Annotated in this window: 14 protein-coding genes and 1 tRNA gene; 11 read left to right on the forward strand and 4 right to left on the reverse strand. The window is 41.4% G+C overall.

Annotation, left to right across the window (positions count from 1 at the left end):
• The first annotated feature begins 18 nt into the window (after window positions 1-18).
• The 5 genes from ACNEUN_RS02445 to ACNEUN_RS02465 all read left to right on the forward strand — a co-directional run bounded on the left by ACNEUN_RS02445 (window position 19) and on the right by ACNEUN_RS02465 (window position 5,066).
• A complete protein-coding gene (locus tag ACNEUN_RS02445; protein WP_463630590.1) occupies window positions 19-1,473 on the forward strand; it encodes a hydroxymethylglutaryl-CoA reductase, degradative in 1,455 nt (484 codons plus the stop codon).
• Between the two features lie 36 nt (window positions 1,474-1,509).
• Complete coding sequence (locus ACNEUN_RS02450) at window positions 1,510-2,781, forward strand: hydroxymethylglutaryl-CoA synthase (protein WP_463630592.1); 1,272 nt, start codon at window positions 1,510-1,512, stop codon at window positions 2,779-2,781.
• A gap of 349 nt (window positions 2,782-3,130) precedes the next feature.
• Complete coding sequence (gap, locus tag ACNEUN_RS02455) at window positions 3,131-4,186, forward strand: type I glyceraldehyde-3-phosphate dehydrogenase (RefSeq protein WP_463630594.1); 1,056 nt, start codon at window positions 3,131-3,133, stop codon at window positions 4,184-4,186.
• Window positions 4,187-4,412: 226 nt separating this feature from the next.
• Window positions 4,413-4,913 carry a Cys-tRNA(Pro) deacylase gene (gene ybaK, locus ACNEUN_RS02460; protein ID WP_427876472.1) on the forward strand — a complete coding sequence of 167 codons (501 nt, stop codon included), beginning with the start codon at window positions 4,413-4,415 and terminating at the stop codon, window positions 4,911-4,913.
• A gap of 78 nt (window positions 4,914-4,991) precedes the next feature.
• Window positions 4,992-5,066: a 50S ribosomal protein bL37 gene (locus tag ACNEUN_RS02465; protein ID WP_369803150.1), complete on the forward strand. Its 75-nt coding sequence runs from the start codon at window positions 4,992-4,994 to the stop codon at window positions 5,064-5,066.
• Between the two features lie 228 nt (window positions 5,067-5,294).
• Here ACNEUN_RS02465 and ACNEUN_RS02470 read toward each other — a convergent pair whose 3' ends face one another.
• Window positions 5,295-5,873 (reverse strand): sigma-70 family RNA polymerase sigma factor, encoded by a 579-nt coding sequence (locus ACNEUN_RS02470; protein WP_427877673.1) that lies wholly within the window; start codon window positions 5,871-5,873, stop codon window positions 5,295-5,297.
• A 215-nt stretch (window positions 5,874-6,088) separates the two neighbouring features.
• Here ACNEUN_RS02470 and ACNEUN_RS02475 point away from each other — a divergent pair, with 215 nt between their 5' ends.
• The 4 genes from ACNEUN_RS02475 (at window position 6,089) to ACNEUN_RS02490 (ending at window position 10,842) form a co-directional block, all read left to right on the forward strand.
• Window positions 6,089-6,868: an exonuclease domain-containing protein gene (locus tag ACNEUN_RS02475; RefSeq protein WP_427877672.1), complete on the forward strand. Its 780-nt coding sequence runs from the start codon at window positions 6,089-6,091 to the stop codon at window positions 6,866-6,868.
• Window positions 6,869-6,969: 101 nt separating this feature from the next.
• Entirely contained in the window at window positions 6,970-8,706 is a 1,737-nt protein-coding gene (locus ACNEUN_RS02480; protein WP_463630596.1) for a UDP-N-acetylmuramoyl-L-alanyl-D-glutamate--2,6-diaminopimelate ligase, read from the forward strand.
• 126 nt (window positions 8,707-8,832) lie between these two features.
• Window positions 8,833-10,074 carry a carboxylate--amine ligase gene (locus tag ACNEUN_RS02485; RefSeq protein ID WP_427876468.1) on the forward strand — a complete coding sequence of 414 codons (1,242 nt, stop codon included), beginning with the start codon at window positions 8,833-8,835 and terminating at the stop codon, window positions 10,072-10,074.
• 39 nt (window positions 10,075-10,113) lie between these two features.
• Window positions 10,114-10,842 carry an aspartate/glutamate racemase family protein gene (locus ACNEUN_RS02490; RefSeq protein WP_427876466.1) on the forward strand — a complete coding sequence of 243 codons (729 nt, stop codon included), beginning with the start codon at window positions 10,114-10,116 and terminating at the stop codon, window positions 10,840-10,842.
• 12 nt (window positions 10,843-10,854) lie between these two features.
• Here the strand turns inward: ACNEUN_RS02490 and ACNEUN_RS02495 are convergent, their stop codons facing one another.
• Window positions 10,855-12,318, reverse strand: a complete 1,464-nt coding sequence (locus tag ACNEUN_RS02495; RefSeq protein WP_463630599.1) for a bifunctional folylpolyglutamate synthase/dihydrofolate synthase — start codon at window positions 12,316-12,318, stop codon at window positions 10,855-10,857.
• 260 nt (window positions 12,319-12,578) lie between these two features.
• Here ACNEUN_RS02495 and ACNEUN_RS02500 point away from each other — a divergent pair, with 260 nt between their 5' ends.
• Together ACNEUN_RS02500 and ACNEUN_RS02505 are read left to right on the forward strand one after the other, a co-directional pair.
• Window positions 12,579-14,174: an aminopeptidase P family protein gene (locus tag ACNEUN_RS02500; protein ID WP_463630601.1), complete on the forward strand. Its 1,596-nt coding sequence runs from the start codon at window positions 12,579-12,581 to the stop codon at window positions 14,172-14,174.
• A gap of 410 nt (window positions 14,175-14,584) precedes the next feature.
• Window positions 14,585-15,481, forward strand: a complete 897-nt coding sequence (locus tag ACNEUN_RS02505) for a carbohydrate kinase family protein (protein WP_427876460.1) — start codon at window positions 14,585-14,587, stop codon at window positions 15,479-15,481.
• 76 nt (window positions 15,482-15,557) lie between these two features.
• Here the strand turns inward: ACNEUN_RS02505 and ACNEUN_RS02510 are convergent.
• Window positions 15,558-15,631: transfer RNA gene (locus tag ACNEUN_RS02510), tRNA-Ile, on the reverse strand.
• 117 nt (window positions 15,632-15,748) lie between these two features.
• The gene (locus ACNEUN_RS02515; RefSeq protein WP_463630603.1) at window positions 15,749-16,465 is read right to left on the reverse strand and encodes an ECF transporter S component; all 717 of its coding nucleotides are present in this window, start codon (window positions 16,463-16,465) and stop codon (window positions 15,749-15,751) included.
• Window position 16,466: the final 1 nt, after the last annotated feature.

The following is a 16,466-nucleotide window of genomic DNA, read 5'->3' on the forward strand; positions in this document are numbered from 1 at the left end:
TCATTGGGGTGATTTCAAATGACTGCTTTTCGTGAATTAAGCGTAGAACAGCGCATAAAAACTTTACAAAATGAAGGCAAAATAAACGAAACTGAAGCAGATTTGTTGCTTAAACAGCTTGCGCAAAGTTCTGACGCTACAATTCCAGCAGACGTTGCGAATCATATGATTGAAAATCAGATTGGAAAGTACACTCTTCCAGTTGGCGTTGTGCGTGGGCTGATTGTAAACGGCGAAAAACGCGATATTCTTGTGGCTACAGAAGAGCCGTCCGTAATTGCGGCTGCATGCAACGGAGCGCGGATTGCTGCAACAAGCATTGTGGAGCAGAAGGCTGCAACAGACGTTGTGAAGCAGAATGCTGCAACAAGCGTTAAAAACTGCGTTATTGCAAACGAAGCAGAATGCGGAAATTTTGAAGCAGAATACGGGATTAACGAAGCAGAATATGGGATTATTGCTCACTCACCACAATACGTAACAACTGCACAAATAATTTTTGAAGACGCAGATTCAAGCGTAGCAACGCGTTTGAATGAAATTGTTGAAGATAATGAAAAGGTAGAAGATCTGCTACGCATTGCAAACGAATCACACCCATCAATGGTTAAAAGGGGTGGCGGCGCGCGAAAATGCCGCGATTCAGCTTTTAACGGCTTCGCCAAACTGGAAATTGACGTAGACACATGCGATGCAATGGGAGCAAACACCGTGAACACTATGGGCGAAGCCGTAAAAGCCCAGCTGGAAAGCTGGCTCGGCGTAGAGGCGCTTGCGGCGATTCTTACCAACACAAGCCGCGTTGCTACCACTGCACAAGTGCGCATACCTGTTGAAGCGCTAGCATCCAGGCGGCTTGAAGAATCTGAACGCGAGGATGAAGGGAAGCGCCTCGCACGCCAAATCGCGGCATTAAGCGCGCTAGCCGCCAGCGATCCGGCACGCGCCGCCACGCACAACAAAGGAATCCTAAACGGCATTTTAGGAGCCGCGCTCGCGTCAGGAAATGATACGCGAGCGCTAGAAGCCGCAGCGCATGCGTGGGCGGCGCGCACCGGTCGCTACCTACCACTATCAACTTGGAAAATCGAAACACTAAACGAACAAACCATACTCAGTGGTCGTATTGAAATTCCGCTACAAATAGGCATTGTTGGCGGATCAATCTCCTCTCTTCCAATGGCAAAACTCGCGATCAAAATAGGCAAATATAAGAACGCAAACGATTTTAGAAACACTCTTGCAGCACTCGGCTTAGTACAAAATCTCGCGGCTCTTCTAGCACTAGCAGGCCCCGGTATTCAAGCAGGTCACATGAAGCTGCAGTCGTCAAATCTTGCTATAGCTGCAGGAGCAAAAGACGCAGAAATAGCTGAAATTTCACATAATATTCTGCAACTTGATCCTGCAGAACGAACTATACAAAATGCCGTGCAACTGCTTAAAAAATTACGAGAATCAAAACAAAATTAAGAAACTTGATAAAAACTTGATGGAAATTTGAGGAAAATGAATACTACAAATAATACTGAAACATCACCACTTACAGAAGTCGATTCACCACTTACAGTCGGCATAGATCACATCTCTTTTGCAACACCTCATTACTACCTTAATCTTGCAGAACTAGCAGAACACCGAGGAATTGACCCTAATAAATTCACAATCGGCATCGGTCAAAGCGAGCAGGCAGTTCCACCAAATCATCAAGACATAGTAACTCTCGCAGCTCAAGCCGCACTCCCCCTTATGCCTCATATCGACAGCAATCGCCTAAAAATGCTAATCGTCGGCACAGAAAGCGGTATAGATGCAAGCAAATCTAGTGCTTTGTACGTTCATAAACTGCTAAAACTTACGCCTTGGGTTCGTTGCATTGAAGTAAAAGAAGCATGTTACGGCGGTACTGCAGCTCTTATGATGGCCTGTGACTACGTGCGCGCACATGCCGATTTGCAACCGCAAGTACTTGTTATAGCATCCGATATTGCACGCTACGGACTTTCTACTCCTGGCGAAGTAACTCAGGGCGCTGGAGCTGTGGCAATGCTTATAAGCGCAAATCCACATGTGCTAGAAATTAACGACGATAGCGTTGTAAAATCTGCTGATATTCAAGACTTTTGGAGACCTGTTTATCAGGATACTGCTCTTGCTCGCGGAAAATTCTCAACCGAACAGTACATACAGTTCTTCTGCGATGTGTGGCAAAAGTACTCTGCACAAAATAATTGCGATTTCAACGATTTTGCAGCTATGTGCTTCCACTTGCCATATACAAAAATGGGTTTGAAAGCTCTTAACGCAGCTATGGATTCTTGCAATTCCGGTAGCGTTTATGAAGCATCACGCGAGCGCTTGCTTTCAAATTACGAAACTAGTACGAAATACAGTCGTCGTGTTGGAAATATTTATACTGGTTCCTTGTATTTAGGTTTGCTATCTTTGCTTGAGTTAAATGGAAAATACGGTTGCAATAATGAAACTAGCTCGCTTAAAGAAGGCGATAAAATTGGCCTATTTTCTTACGGTTCCGGCGCTGTTGGTGAGTTCTTTAGCGGCAAACTTGTGCCAGGATTTAGGGATTCACTTTTAGCTAAAGAACATGCGAATATGCTTGATTCACGCAAACGCTTAAGTGTTGACGAGTATGAAGATATGTTTTCTAGCGTTGCACCTTACGCTCCGGAAGATTTCGTAAGTAGCAAATCTTACCGCGAATGTGCGCACTTCTTCTTAGATAGCATCTCATCTCAAGAGCGCCACTACTGTGCTCGCTAATCTGCAGATAGTAATTTATTTTCTATGTGTTGATTGCTTTCAGATAAAGCTTTGCTAAGAGCACAATCAACCCTCTACAAATATCTAACAAAATCAAACATTAACAAATCAAAAATTGCACAAAAACACTCACAAAAACGAAGAATTACAACCAGTTTTACGCCGATTTCAAACAGAACATTTATATAACAGAAAATTTAAATAGTCGTACATGCCGCACATTAAAATGAACACCGTTAATTCAATAACGAAGGTCTTATCGTAATAATTTGCATAAAAATCGCAAGATTGCGTATTTGTCAATTTGCAAATTTTGCGCATGAAGATCTTTACTCAAGGGAGAACCCACATGACAGTCAAGATTGGTATTAACGGTTTCGGTCGTATCGGTCGTCTCGCATTCCGTCGTATTTTTGAGCTTCAAGCTCGTGGCGGCCAGGCCGGTGATATCGAAGTCGCAGCCATCAACGATCTGACCACTCCTTCCATGCTTGCTTACTTGCTTAAGTACGACAGCACGCATGGCACTTTCCGCCACGATGACGGCACTCCAGTTGAGGTAACCTCCACCGAAGATGCCATCGTAGTAGATGGCAAGACCTATAAGGTTTACGCAGAAAAAGACGCAAACAATATTCCATGGGTTAAGAACGATGGTGTTGAATTCGTGCTCGAATGCACCGGCTTCTACACTTCTGCTGAAAAGTCCCAGGCTCACTTGAACGCTGGCGCTAAGAAGGTTCTTATCTCTGCTCCTGCTAAGGACGAGACCACCCCAACCGTTGTGTTCGGCGTAAATCACGAAATCTTGAAGGCCTCTGACAACATTGTGTCCGCAGGCTCCTGCACAACCAATTCCATGGCCGCCATGGTAAAGCTCTTGCAGGATAACTGGGGCATCAAGTCCGGCTTCATGACTACCATCCACGCTTACACCGGAACTCAGATGATTCTTGACGGCCCACGCGGCTCCAAGCCACGCAACAACCGTTCTGCAGCTTGCAACACCATCGAGCACTCCACCGGTGCTGCTAAGGCAATCGGCAAGGTTGTTCCAGAAGTTAACGGTAAGCTTCAGGGTCACGCACAGCGTATTCAGGTTCCAGATGGCTCCGTTACCGAGTTGACAACCGTTCTTGAGAAGCCAGCTACCGCTGAAGAAATCAACGAATCTTTCAAGAAGGCATTTGAGAACTGCGAATACTTCGGCTACAACGCTGACAGCATCGTGTCTTCTGACATCATCGGCGACACCCACGGTGGCGTTTTTGATCCAACTCAGACCGATGTGAACACTGTTGATGGTGTAACTTTGGCTCGTACCGTCACCTTCTATGACAACGAGTACGGTTTCACTTCTAACATGATTCGCACTCTCCTTTACTTCGCTGAAATCTCTGAGTGATTTCTAAGAAGAAAGTCAGAATCAATCTGATTTTTGCGAAAATTTAATTAAACCCCTTGTTGCGCTTAAGCTAGCATCTAAAATAACGGATACTAATAAGCTAAGCGTTCAAGGGGTTTATTTTTAGACTTTCAGATTTTATGTACTTTAAGTCAACAGTCGGTATAGCATATCATGTAATGAAATATAAGCATCATAAAAATAGCAGCAGTCAGGTGAAATCAAAATGAGTAAAAAACATGCAGCAACAGGTAAAGCAACTCCAGCTATTGCACAACTAGAAAATGCAGGCATCACATTCCGAATAGCAGAATATGATCACGATGCCGATCATATGGATGAAGGCTACGGAATTGAAGCAGCAGAAAAACTTGGTGTAAGCGCAGCTCAAGTATGCAAAACACTTATGGTAGACACCGGAGAAAAACGAGTAGTCGGAATCGTACCTGTAAACGGAAGACTTAATATGAAAGCAATTGCTGGCGCTGTTCACGCGAAAAAAGCAAGCATGACAAGCCCAGAAGTTGCGCAACGAGAAAGCGGTTACGTAGTTGGAGGCATCTCCCCATTTGGGCAGCGAACTCAGCATGAAACTGTACTAGACTCAAGCGTTATGCAGTTTAGTGAGATTCTTGTATCTGGAGGTAAGCGCGGACTTGACGTTGTATTAAATCCTCAAGATATAGTATCGCTGCTAAATGCAACTGTTGCGGACATTGCAGCGTAATCGTAAAAATACAAACTAACGTCTCGGCAACGTGAGATAATCCCTAAGGTTGTTAATTCATCGTTAAGGAGTTCCATTATGGGTATGCGTGGACGTAAGCGCAAGGCGCGTCGCAAAAAGGCAGCAAATCACGGCAAAAGACCAAATGCCTGAGTTGTAGATTTGCCTATACATACTGTAAAGCCCGCTTTTACTGCGGGCTTTTTATTTTATACACAATTTTATATTAGGCTGAATCGTAGGCTGCTTGAGACATTAACGCAGAACGCAATCTGCACGAGTGTCCCAAAACAAGCAGAATAAGACACTAACGCAGAACGCAAACTGCAGCCACGTTCTATTTTTAATCCATAAGCCGCATTCCAATAATTAGCAATTAGTTTAATTATCGGAATTATAATCAGCTAACTCATTTTTAAGCTGTGTACGAGCGCGACTTAAACGGCTCATAACAGTACCAATCTTCACTCCCTGCTCTTTAGCGATCTGCTTATAAGATTTGCCATTAATTACAGCCTCAATAAAAACTTCTCTACGCTCCTTTGGTAAAGTTTTCAGCGCTGCCATAATTTCTTTAGGAGCAAATCTCTCCAAATATTCTTGTTCTGCAGAAAGCAAACCACTTGGAGCATGATTCGAAGCCTCATAAATATCCCAATCGTTATACTCACCAGTAGCATCATTTGCTCGCTGAGGACGACGCTTCGCCTTGGCATACTGATTAAAATACAAGTTACGCTCAATCCTACTAATCCACGCCCCAAAGTTGGTGCCAGGTTGGAAAGTAGAAAACGACTTAAACGCACGCTCAAAAGTATCTTGTACTAAATCTTGCGCATCTTGAGTATTATTCGTTAATCTTTTTGCTTGAGAATAAAGAGAATCAACTTGATCTGCAGAAAGCTGCTCAAATTGCTCATAAAGACTCTGCTGAGACGCAGTTCTACTTGCTACAGACATACGCAATTCGCGTAAGTTTCCCACATTTGCAGAATCATGTTGCTCACTCATAAAAACTATGATACTCGAAAAGCACCATACTTAATTAAGTTCACTATTGCAGATATTTGTAAATACTATTTACAAATACTATTTACAAATACATTTAACAGACTATTACATCCTCTTACAGATCACAGTGTGCCATAAACCGATGTTGAGGTAATATTGTGACTATGCCGACACATATAAAAGAACTTTTAAACGCTTTAGAAGAAGCTCCAACGCAAGCAGAAAACACTACTCTTGCAGAATCGTGGCTACTTGGATTTGATACCGAGACGACAGGCGCAATAATTGGCAAAGATGCCATAGTATCCGCAACCTTAGTATTACGAGACCCTAACGCAGGCCACAGCAAAGATGCTATATCTACTTGGTTAATCAACCCTCATCAACCGATGAATCCAAAAGCAAGTGAAGTAAACGGTTTTACCGACTCTTATTTGCAAAAAAACGGATTAGAACCAACAGAAGAACTAGAAATACTAGCTTTCGCAATAAGCAAAGCTCAATCTAAAAACATTCCACTTCTTGCATACAACGCTCCATTTGATGTAAAAATGCTGCAGCATGATCTTAAAAACTGGAATCTTAAATCATTGAAAGAACGTCCAGAAAGTTCCGTAAGTACTTTACAAAGTGGTGAAGTTCTTACAGTTGATCCTCTAGTAATAGATCGCGCTGTTTCTCGCCGTTCAGGAAAAAGAACTCTTACTATGACAACACAATTCTACGGCGTAGAACCAATAGGTAACTTCCACGATGCTACTGCAGATACTGTTGCAGCAGTTGATCTTATAAAGCCTATTACTAAACTACATGAAGAACTCGCTCGAATGCCACTTAGTGAGATTATGAGCTGGCAACGAAACGCGTACAACCAGTGGAAAAATAGTTTTAACGATTGGCTTGTATCCATTGGAAAAGAGCCAATTAATGGTAGTTGGTTATGAATATAGTACAAGTAAATTGACAGATTTGAACAAAATCTGACCTGCACTTCAACTACACTAAATACATACAATTTTACGGATTTGGTAAGGAATAGTAACATATGATTCACTCAACGCTATCTTTAGCTGAAGCAAGTGAAATTCTACAGAAGCATAATTTACTTCGCGAAATGATTCAGCACCAAACGAGCGTATCTGAGGAAGAAGTAAAAAAAGATACTACTCATTGCAAAACTGAAATTTGGTCCCTTGACGCTAATGCTTTTACTAAAGTAGATCTGCACAAGCCGTTTGCTCATGCGACTTACGATACGCGCGATATTAAACCTGGTACTTTACTTTTTATTAAAGGCAATTTTAAATCTGAATACCTTTTAGATGCAGATAGTAAAGGACTTGCAGCATACGTTGCTGAACAAAGTTACGCCGATTACACTAGCGCAATCGGCCTAATCGTTACAGACGCTCGTAAAGCAATGAGCGTTCTTGCTGCAGCATTCTTCGGAAATCCGCAACAAAAACTTACTATTGTTGGAATTACTGGAACTAAAGGCAAAACAACTACAGCATACTTTACTCACGCTATTCTTAGTGCTTATTCTCACGGAAAAGCAGCACTGTTTTCTTCAGTAGACAATTGCGTTGACGGAAAACATTATGTGGAATCAAATTTGACAACTCCGGAAAGTTTCGACGCGTTCTGCATGATGCGCGAGGCTGTTGATAGTGGTATGAAGTATCTTGTTATGGAAGTTTCCTCACAAGCATACAAAGTAAATCGCGTATACGGTCTTAAGTTTGATGTTGCTGCATTTTTGAACATCAGTCCTGATCACATTAGTCCTATAGAACACCCAACTTTTGAAGACTACTTGTATTGCAAGCGACAAATTATTGCAAATACTAAGCGTTTAGTATTAAACGCAGATACGGATCACGTAGATCTTCTATTACAAGATGCAAAACGTAATAATGTTCACGTCACAACCATCTCTCGCATAAAGAAAGAAGATGTAGAAGACGTAGACGAAACTTGCGAAGAAGCTGAACGCACTTGCGAAAATTATCCAAAACTTCTAACTCCTGATTATCTTGCAGTTCCTTCAGAAGATAGTGAAGCTCATTGCATAGCTGTTATCGATAGCAATGATGAAGATTGCTGCGAAGAATACGAAAAAGAAGCACACTATTCTATGATTGACACATTCTCGCTGTCAATTGCTGGAGATTTTAATTATGAAAACGCTTTAGCAGCCATAGCTATTGCAGGCGAATTAGGCGTTAATCAGGATACAGATTTACAAGCTTTGCACGCTATTGAAAAAGTTAAAATTTCTGGGCGCATGGAAGTTTTTGAAGATACTCACTCAAATATGATTGCAGTTGTTGACTATGCGCACAATTATATTTCTACAAAATCTGTTATTGACTTTGTAGAAGAACGTTACGGAAAAGAGAATCCTAGGATAACGCTTGTAACAGGCTCAACAGGAGATAAAGCCGTAGATCGTCGTAAAGATATTGTTAACGCAGCACAGAATCGTATAGCTCAGTTTATTTTCACTACTGAAGATACAGATACTGAAGATGTTTCAGATATTTGCAAAATCATGCAAGGCTATATTACTAATCCAAACGTTAAATCTCATATCATCATCGACAGAGCAGAAGCTATTGAATACGCTTATAAAGATGCTATTAAAAATACGCAAGAAGAAGGAAGATTAAACGTTCTTCTCGCTATTGGAAAAGGTGACGAACGTTGGATTAAATCAAAGAGGAAGCATTTACCTTACGAAGGTGACTCGTTTATAGTAAAACGTCTTTTTGGATTGTAATAAACTGCTAAATAATGCTTAAGTAGCAATTAAATAGCACTTAAACAGATTTTTAAATAACGCAACAAAATTGATAAAACAAACCAATAAAAGCAAAATTAGGAACAACAAATAAAGAAGGTAGTAATGACTAACCAAAAATTCCAATCTGTACTTCTCGGAAGTGAGATTAACACTTATGGTATGGCTCGAGCATTCCATGAAGCATACGGCATTACTTCCATTGCCTTTGCGCATTTCCAGCTTTCCGCCACAAAATTTAGCAAGATTGTTGATGTGCGTCTTGTTCCAGGATTTGGCGAAATGCCTACGTTCCTAAATACTTTGGTTGAGTTTGCTAAAAATTGGAAGCAGGAACATCCTGATATCAAACTTCTGCTAATACCTTGCGGAGACGCGTATGCGAATATGATAACCCAGTACAGTGATGAGTTGCATAAGTATTACGAATTCCACGCGTTATCGAAAGAACTTAACCGTCAGTTAAGTCTTAAAAGCTCTTTCTATAAGACTTGCGAACAGTATAACCTTCCTCATCCAAAAACTTTAGTAGTAAACGCTGAAGAAGTTGCGGCCGGCGCATACAAAAATCTACCTTTCAAATTCCCTATTGCAATGAAGCCAGCAGACAGTGCTGAATGGGTTGATATTAATTTTGAAGGTCGTAAGAAAGCGTTTATTATAGATACGCCTGAAGAGCTTGATACGCTTATTAAACGCTCGTACAAGGCTGGCTACACTGGCGAAATGATTTTGCAAGATTTTATTCCTGGTGACGACAGTCACATGCGTGTACTTAATGCTTACGTTGACAGCGATCATCATGTTCGCATGATGTTCTTAGGTCATCCTCTGCTGGAAGACCCAACGCCAGAAGCAGTAGGTAATTATGCTGCAATTCTTCCAGATTATAATGAGGAAATTTTCCGCAATATTAAAGCATTTTTGGAAGATATTAACTATGTTGGTATAGCTAATTTTGATATGAAATATGATGAGCGCGACGGAAAGTATAAGCTTTTTGAAATCAACTTGCGTCAAGGTCGTTCTAGTTACTTCGTTACACTAAATGGCTTTAATCTTGCTAAATATTTCGTAGAAGATTTGATCGAGCATAAGCCTTTTGATGGAAATACTGTATTTGGACGCGGAGAAAAGCTGTGGATGGGAATTCCGCTATCAATTTTCCGCCGTTACGTGGTAGAAAGCGATGAAAAGAAGCGTTGCTTTGATATGATTCGCCATGGCAATTGGGGAACTACGCTAGAATATAAGAAAGATCTGAACCTGCTACGTTGGTTAATGCTTCGCCACATGTTTTCTATTTACAAGAAGCGTTATGCAGAATACTTCCGCACTAAGGCGTGAAAATAGGCGATACGCAGCTTACGAAGGGATTATGTTGTAATGAAACGACCGTTTTTTGCTGTACTTGGTGGCATGGGTACATTGGCGACGGAAAGTTATATTCGTTTACTTAACAAAGAGACGCACGCTCATAATGACCAAGAATTTTTAGATTATGTAGTGTTTAACGATGCATCTGTTCCAGATAGGACAGCGTACATTGTTGGCGACTCATCTGAAAGTCCCTTCCCTGCTCTTGCTGACGATATTGCTAAAGCAACGGCAATTGGAGCATCGTTTATTGTGCTTACTTGCAACACCGCGCACTATTTTTACGATAAGTTTCAGGAACTTACAAACGTACCAATAATGCACATGCCACGCGGTGCTGTAGCAGAAGTTGCTAAGCGTTATCCAAAATCTAAATGCAATAGAATCGGCTTTTTGGGCACTTCTGGCTCTCGTAAAGCAGGCGTATATCAGCACGCTATTGAAGAAGCAGGATACACGTTTGTGGCACCAGATGACGAATTACAGCAGCGTATTACTTCGCTTATTTATGATGATGTAAAAGGTACAGGCGAACTTGATTTACATCGCTACGAGTCAGTATTAAGCGACATGCTTGACCCTTCAGGAACCTGCAATTGTGACGCTCTTATTCTAGGATGCACAGAATTAAGCGTTCTCAATGAAGCTTTCCCACTTCCGCAAATTCCAATAGTTGACGCGCAGGCAGTGTTAGTAAAAAACACTGTAGAAAAAGCTAAGTCTCTTAGAATTAAGTAACAAACAGATAACTTAATTCGCAGACTCGTCAATATTTGGGTGAATTGGCACTCGCTGCTCTTTTGGCTTTTTTAAGTCCGGATTCACATGCTCAACAAGCATTGTGCGCGCATCTCCTGCAGTTACAAAACTACCGCAAATAAGAACTCCGTGACCATAGCCCACACCAAGCTCATCGTCTTCATCAACCAGATTCACAGCCGTTTGAATAGCATCAGGAAGTTCGTCAACACGAATCACACGATCCCTGCCGAATACGCCTACAGCAATTTTTTCGAGATCTTCAGGTTCCATTACACGATCACGCCAAGAATTGCGTGTAACAATAATTTTCGTCAAAACAGGCTCAAGAACACCCAAATATTCTTCAACCTGTTTGTCTGCCATCATCGACACAACTCCAATAAGCTGCTCAAAATGATAGTTTTCTTCAATAGTTTCACGAAGAGACTCAGCAGCGTTAACGTTGTGACCACCGTCAATAATAATAGTCGGCGAAGTACGAACCTGCTCAATACGGCCTGGAACCTTAACTTGACTTAAAGCCTCAGCAACCAAATCGCCATCCAAAGCGCCGTTTACAGGAAGAACAACTTCCGCAGCAGCTAGAGCAGCCAAAGCATTATGCGCCTGATGTTTACCAAACTTATCAATCGGCACATCTTCATAAGTACCCAGCGGTGTACGCAAAGTAGCAACTTGTCCTCCAACTGCAGGTGTTCTAGAAACTACTTCAAGTTCTCCGTCACCGTAAGAAGAATCACGCAATAATGTAGCATGATTGCGCTCTGCAACTTCCTTAATAATCGGCAAAACCTTTTCTTCATGAGGCTGAGGACCTAAAATCACCGTACAATTTGGCTTAATAATTCCGGCTTTAGTGCGCGCAATTTCTTCAACAGTGTTTCCAAGCCACTGCATGTGATCCATATCCACTGGGCCAATAATTGCAGCATCAGCGTTCATAACGTTAGTTGCATCCCACTCGCCGCCCATTCCGACTTCCATAACAGCAACGTCAACAGGAGCGTCCGCAAAAGCCCAAATTGCCATGGATGTAAGCACTTCAAAGAAGCTCATTTTCGGCTTACCATCAGCCTCCATACGAGCATCAACCATGTCAATAATGTCTTTCATCTGATCCCAAACGTCCACAAAATCATCGTCACTGATTTCCTGGCCGTCAATCATAATTCGCTCGTTTATGCGTTCCAAATGCGGAGAAGTATAAAGACCAGTACGCAAACCGTATGCTCGACAAATCGACTCAGCCATGCGAGCAGTAGAACCCTTACCGTTCGTACCAGTTATGTGAATAACATGCATAGATTTTTCTGGATGGCCGAGAATATCAAGAATTAAGCGCATCCTATCTAAATCGAGATTAGTTTTATTATGTTCAGGGGCACGACTCATAATATTTCGCTCAATATCGATAATTCTTTCGCCGTTTATGTTTGGATTTTCCATAGACATAAATCCGCACTCCCCCTTAGTTTTTATACGCACGTACACTCGTTTTTCCAACTCTCTAGATTAGTTGATACCAACAACTAAATGCGTATAAGTCAATAAGATACGACTTTTTACTATATAAACACGCATTTGCTGCCATTTGTAAATTGCTTATAAAATCTCAGTTTTTTCTAAATAAAAACTCGCATAAGTATGTAAATCAGACTATGTTAGTGGTTATTGACTATCCGAATACGAAAAAGAGTTAAGGAGTCCTCAAAATGGCAGAAACTACGCCAACAGAACATGGCGAAAAGCTGAAAGCTGACGGTACACAAAAAGTTGAAGATCGAGTAAATAATCGCTCTCTTAGACCAAACAGTGATTCTTTCAAAGATTTTATGACAAGCAACTGGGATAATCAGGAGCCAGAAGTAAAGCCGCTCGAATCCAGCAAGTATATTCCTGCACGTTTAGAGGCATTAGGCAAACGTTTCCCAGGAGAACGCTTAGTAATTCCTGCAGGACAGCCAAAAGTGCGTAATAACGACTGTGATTACGCTTTTAGACCAGACACTACCTTTGCTTACTACACTGGATTAGGACAAGACTATGAAGCCGGTGCCGTACTTGTTATGGAACCTGTTAGCGAAGAAAGCGAAGAAGCTAAATCTGGTAAAACGCATGTTCCTGAACTTTTCGTAGCGCCACGAGCTGATAATAGCACAGACGGTTTCTACAAAGATCCTCACTACGGAGAATATTGGGTTGGCCCACGCGCAGGATTGAAAGAACTTAAAGCTATGACTGGCATTGAAACGCGCGATATTGCAGAACTTGATGATGCTCTTGCAAAGAACGTAAGCGATGATGCAAACAAGGAAGGCGTACACGTACGCATCATTCGAGAAACAGATCCTGAACTTACTGCAAAAGTTGAAGCAATGCGTGAAGCTAGCGGATTTACCGATGAAGATGCAAACACATGTTCCGATGATAAGCTGCACGAATTTGCTGCAGAAGCACGTATGCTTAAGGACGATTACGAAATTCGCGAAATGCGCAAGGCAATTGCTGCAACAAAACAAGGTTTTGACCGCATGCTTACACGCTTGCCACATGCTCTTGGCAAGGAACATTCCGAGAGAATGATTGAAGGCGCATTTAACTCTGTTGCTCGTGAGGAAGGCAACGAAGTTGGTTACGATACGATTGTGGCATCCGGAAAACATGCGCCAATTTTGCACTGGATGCGAAACACTGGCGTAGTTTCTGACGGCGACTTGCTGCTTATTGATGCTGGCGTAGAAGTAAACAGTCTCTATACTGCTGACATTACGAGAACCTTCCCAACAAATGGTAAATTTACTGATTTGCAAAAGAAGCTTTACCAGTGCGTTCTTGACGCTCAGCAAGCCGGTTTCGAGGCAGCTAAACCTGGCGCAACTTACTCTGATATTCACCATGCATGCATGCGCGTATTAGCTGAGCACTTACACGAGTGGGGTATTTTGAAAGTAAGTGTAGAAGAATCCCTTTCTCCGGAAGGTCAGCAGCATCGTCGCTGGCATGCGTGTGGTGTAGCTCACCATCTTGGTTTGGATGTGCATGATTGTGCACAGGCACGTTATGAGTCTTATCAGGGCGCAAAGATTACACCAGGAATGATTTTTACAATCGAACCAGGCTTGTACTTTGCAGCTAACGATTTACTTCTTCCTGAAGAAATGCGCGGAATCGGTATTCGTATTGAAGACGACGTTTTAATGACAGAAAACGGTCCAGAATGGCTTTCTATCGATATTCCAAAACAGATTGATGACGTAGAAGCTTGGATGGCCGAACGTGCTAAAAAAGATGATATTTTTGAGAATTAAATATTAAAATTATTAAATCAAAAATTAGATCATAGAATATAAATAAAAATTAAAATAAAATTAAAATATAAATAAAAATAACCGTTTAAGTAACGGCAAACTGCAACGACTTTGGAGAATTTGCAATAAGCAACATAACTCCAAAGTCGTTGTAATATAAAAAGTGATATAAATCACAATAAAGTTAAAACGCTGTTAGCACAACAAAAATTTAGTATTTACAACGTTCTTAAATCTCAATAATGCACATAAAACTTCATTTTAACGCGCGTGACAATAATACTTGTTATATACTTGTCATATACAAATTTATGTTATGAAACTGGTTGCGTAAAAAAATACAAAAGGGTACTTAAAATGCGCGATAATCCAGTTTTAATGCACTGACGTGCTTGAATGAAAGGAAAATCATGACTAAACCAATTGTTCTATCACTCGGTGAACTCTTATGGGATTTACTTCCTCAAGGAAAAAGAGTTGGTGGAGCACCGGCAAACTTCGCGTATCATGCACAATGCAACGGAGCAGAAAGCTACGTGGTAAGCGCAGTAGGCCAAGATGAGCTAGGCGACGAGCTAGTAGAAGAGGTAAGTAAAGCAGGAATTCACGCTATTTTACAAAGAAACGCATGGCCTACAAGTACAGTAGACGTAGCTTTACGAAACGGTATACCAGAGTACACAATCGTAAGAAATATAGCATGGGATCACATAATCTACACTCGTGAACTTATTGACTTAGTAGAACGTGCAGACGCTGTATGTTTCGGCACACTAAGCTTAAGATCTCAAGAAACTCACGATACTATTCTTGAGCTTTTAAAGCATACAAAACAAGGTTGCATGAAATTCTTCGACATTAATATTCGAAGCGACCACTACTCTAAAGATTTGATTGACGCATTGCTTAAAGAAGCAACCGTATTCAAACTTAATGACTCCGAGCTTCTATTACTTCGCGACATGTATAACATTCGCGACACTTCTGACGAAGAAGCGTGCCGCTGGTTCCAAACTCATTATGGTTTGGATTACGTGATATTAACAGGCGGATCTACTTTCAGCACTATTATTACTAAAACTGAAGATAGTTCAACATTCCCAACTCCACATGTAGAAGTGAACGATACTGTTGGTGCAGGAGACTCATTCTCTGGAACGTTTGCAGCACAAATTCTTTCGGGAGAATCTTTAAAGAATGCTCATCGTGCCGCAATAAACACTGCAGCTTACGTTTGCACGCAAGCTGGAGCTTGGCCAAAGTATCCTGATCAAATTCCTGATTACTTAGCACAAGCAGGACTGTAAAGCGGGAAGTATTCTGAAACTAACGCTTGAAATTAAATAACGCCACTTCGTTAATGAAGTGGCGTTATTTTTATCGTGGGGCCTCAGGGGCTTGAACCCTGGACCGACGGATTATGAGTCCGTTGCTCTAACCGACTGAGCTAAAGCCCCACGCTGAGAAAACTCAGCAACGACTAGATTAGCACATACACATAAAAGTTGCCAACCTAGTGAGTCGAACTTGTGAAAAACAATTTTCACACAGTCTATACGAAAGCAAAAGAACTATTACAGACGACGTGCAGACGCGAAATTATCTAATGCTCCTGTTGCTCTCAACGCTAAGTATATAAACCACACAAGCACTCCAGAAAGCAGTACGCCGCTTATAAGCTCCGTAATCATATGAATCGTAATATATGAAGAAGCCTTAGCCTGATACTTAGTGAAGCATAAGAAAACACCATACTCAAAAGCAACAAGCAATCCGGAAATAACGCTTAAAGTCAAATTAAATTTACGATATTTAAAAATTAAGAACGCAATTTCTGCAAATACGCCTTGCAATAATGCAGAAATAATCGTGTCCCTAATACTAAAAGGAGAACCGAGTAAAACTTGTACAAGTGCGCCGACAACATTCACATACACTGCAGAACCAGGTTTACGAATAAGAAGTACTGCAAGAGTTCCAGATAAATACCACACACCGTGAGTAATACTTGCAAAGCCAGGAAGAACAGCTGCATTAAGCGTACGAATTAGTGGAATAAACACCATTCCATAGCCGAAAAGAATTACACCGAACACGGCTGCAAGAGCGGATCCCAATGCAATATCTGCCGTACGCCACTTAAGATTCGTTATAACAGTAGGTTCGTTAGTTGCTGACTCTTTAGAATCAGATACGCTTATAGCATTATCTGAATTATTCGATAAATTATTCGATAAATTATTCGCTGAATTATCTGATGAATTGCGTTCAGAATTAATAATATTGCTCATT

This window comes from Gardnerella sp. C0684A1 (assembly GCF_055326835.1).

Excerpts from the sequence above, each read along its gene's own strand:
- ACNEUN_RS02450 (WP_463630592.1), top strand. The coding sequence starts at position 1,510 with ATGAATACTACAAATAATACTGAAACATCACCACTTACAGAAGTCGAT.
- ACNEUN_RS02500 (WP_463630601.1), top strand. The coding sequence starts at position 12,579 with ATGGCAGAAACTACGCCAACAGAACATGGCGAAAAGCTGAAAGCTGAC.
- ACNEUN_RS02470 (WP_427877673.1), bottom strand. The coding sequence starts at position 5,873 with ATGTCTGTAGCAAGTAGAACTGCGTCTCAGCAGAGTCTTTATGAGCAA.
- ACNEUN_RS02475 (WP_427877672.1), top strand. The coding sequence starts at position 6,089 with ATGCCGACACATATAAAAGAACTTTTAAACGCTTTAGAAGAAGCTCCA.
- ACNEUN_RS02515 (WP_463630603.1), bottom strand. The coding sequence starts at position 16,465 with ATGAGCAATATTATTAATTCTGAACGCAATTCATCAGATAATTCAGCG.
- ACNEUN_RS02495 (WP_463630599.1), bottom strand. The coding sequence starts at position 12,318 with ATGTCTATGGAAAATCCAAACATAAACGGCGAAAGAATTATCGATATT.
- gap (WP_463630594.1), top strand. The coding sequence starts at position 3,131 with ATGACAGTCAAGATTGGTATTAACGGTTTCGGTCGTATCGGTCGTCTC.
- ACNEUN_RS02505 (WP_427876460.1), top strand. The coding sequence starts at position 14,585 with ATGACTAAACCAATTGTTCTATCACTCGGTGAACTCTTATGGGATTTA.
- ybaK (WP_427876472.1), top strand. The coding sequence starts at position 4,413 with ATGAGTAAAAAACATGCAGCAACAGGTAAAGCAACTCCAGCTATTGCA.
- ACNEUN_RS02485 (WP_427876468.1), top strand. The coding sequence starts at position 8,833 with ATGACTAACCAAAAATTCCAATCTGTACTTCTCGGAAGTGAGATTAAC.
- ACNEUN_RS02490 (WP_427876466.1), top strand. The coding sequence starts at position 10,114 with ATGAAACGACCGTTTTTTGCTGTACTTGGTGGCATGGGTACATTGGCG.
- ACNEUN_RS02445 (WP_463630590.1), top strand. The coding sequence starts at position 19 with ATGACTGCTTTTCGTGAATTAAGCGTAGAACAGCGCATAAAAACTTTA.
- ACNEUN_RS02480 (WP_463630596.1), top strand. The coding sequence starts at position 6,970 with ATGATTCACTCAACGCTATCTTTAGCTGAAGCAAGTGAAATTCTACAG.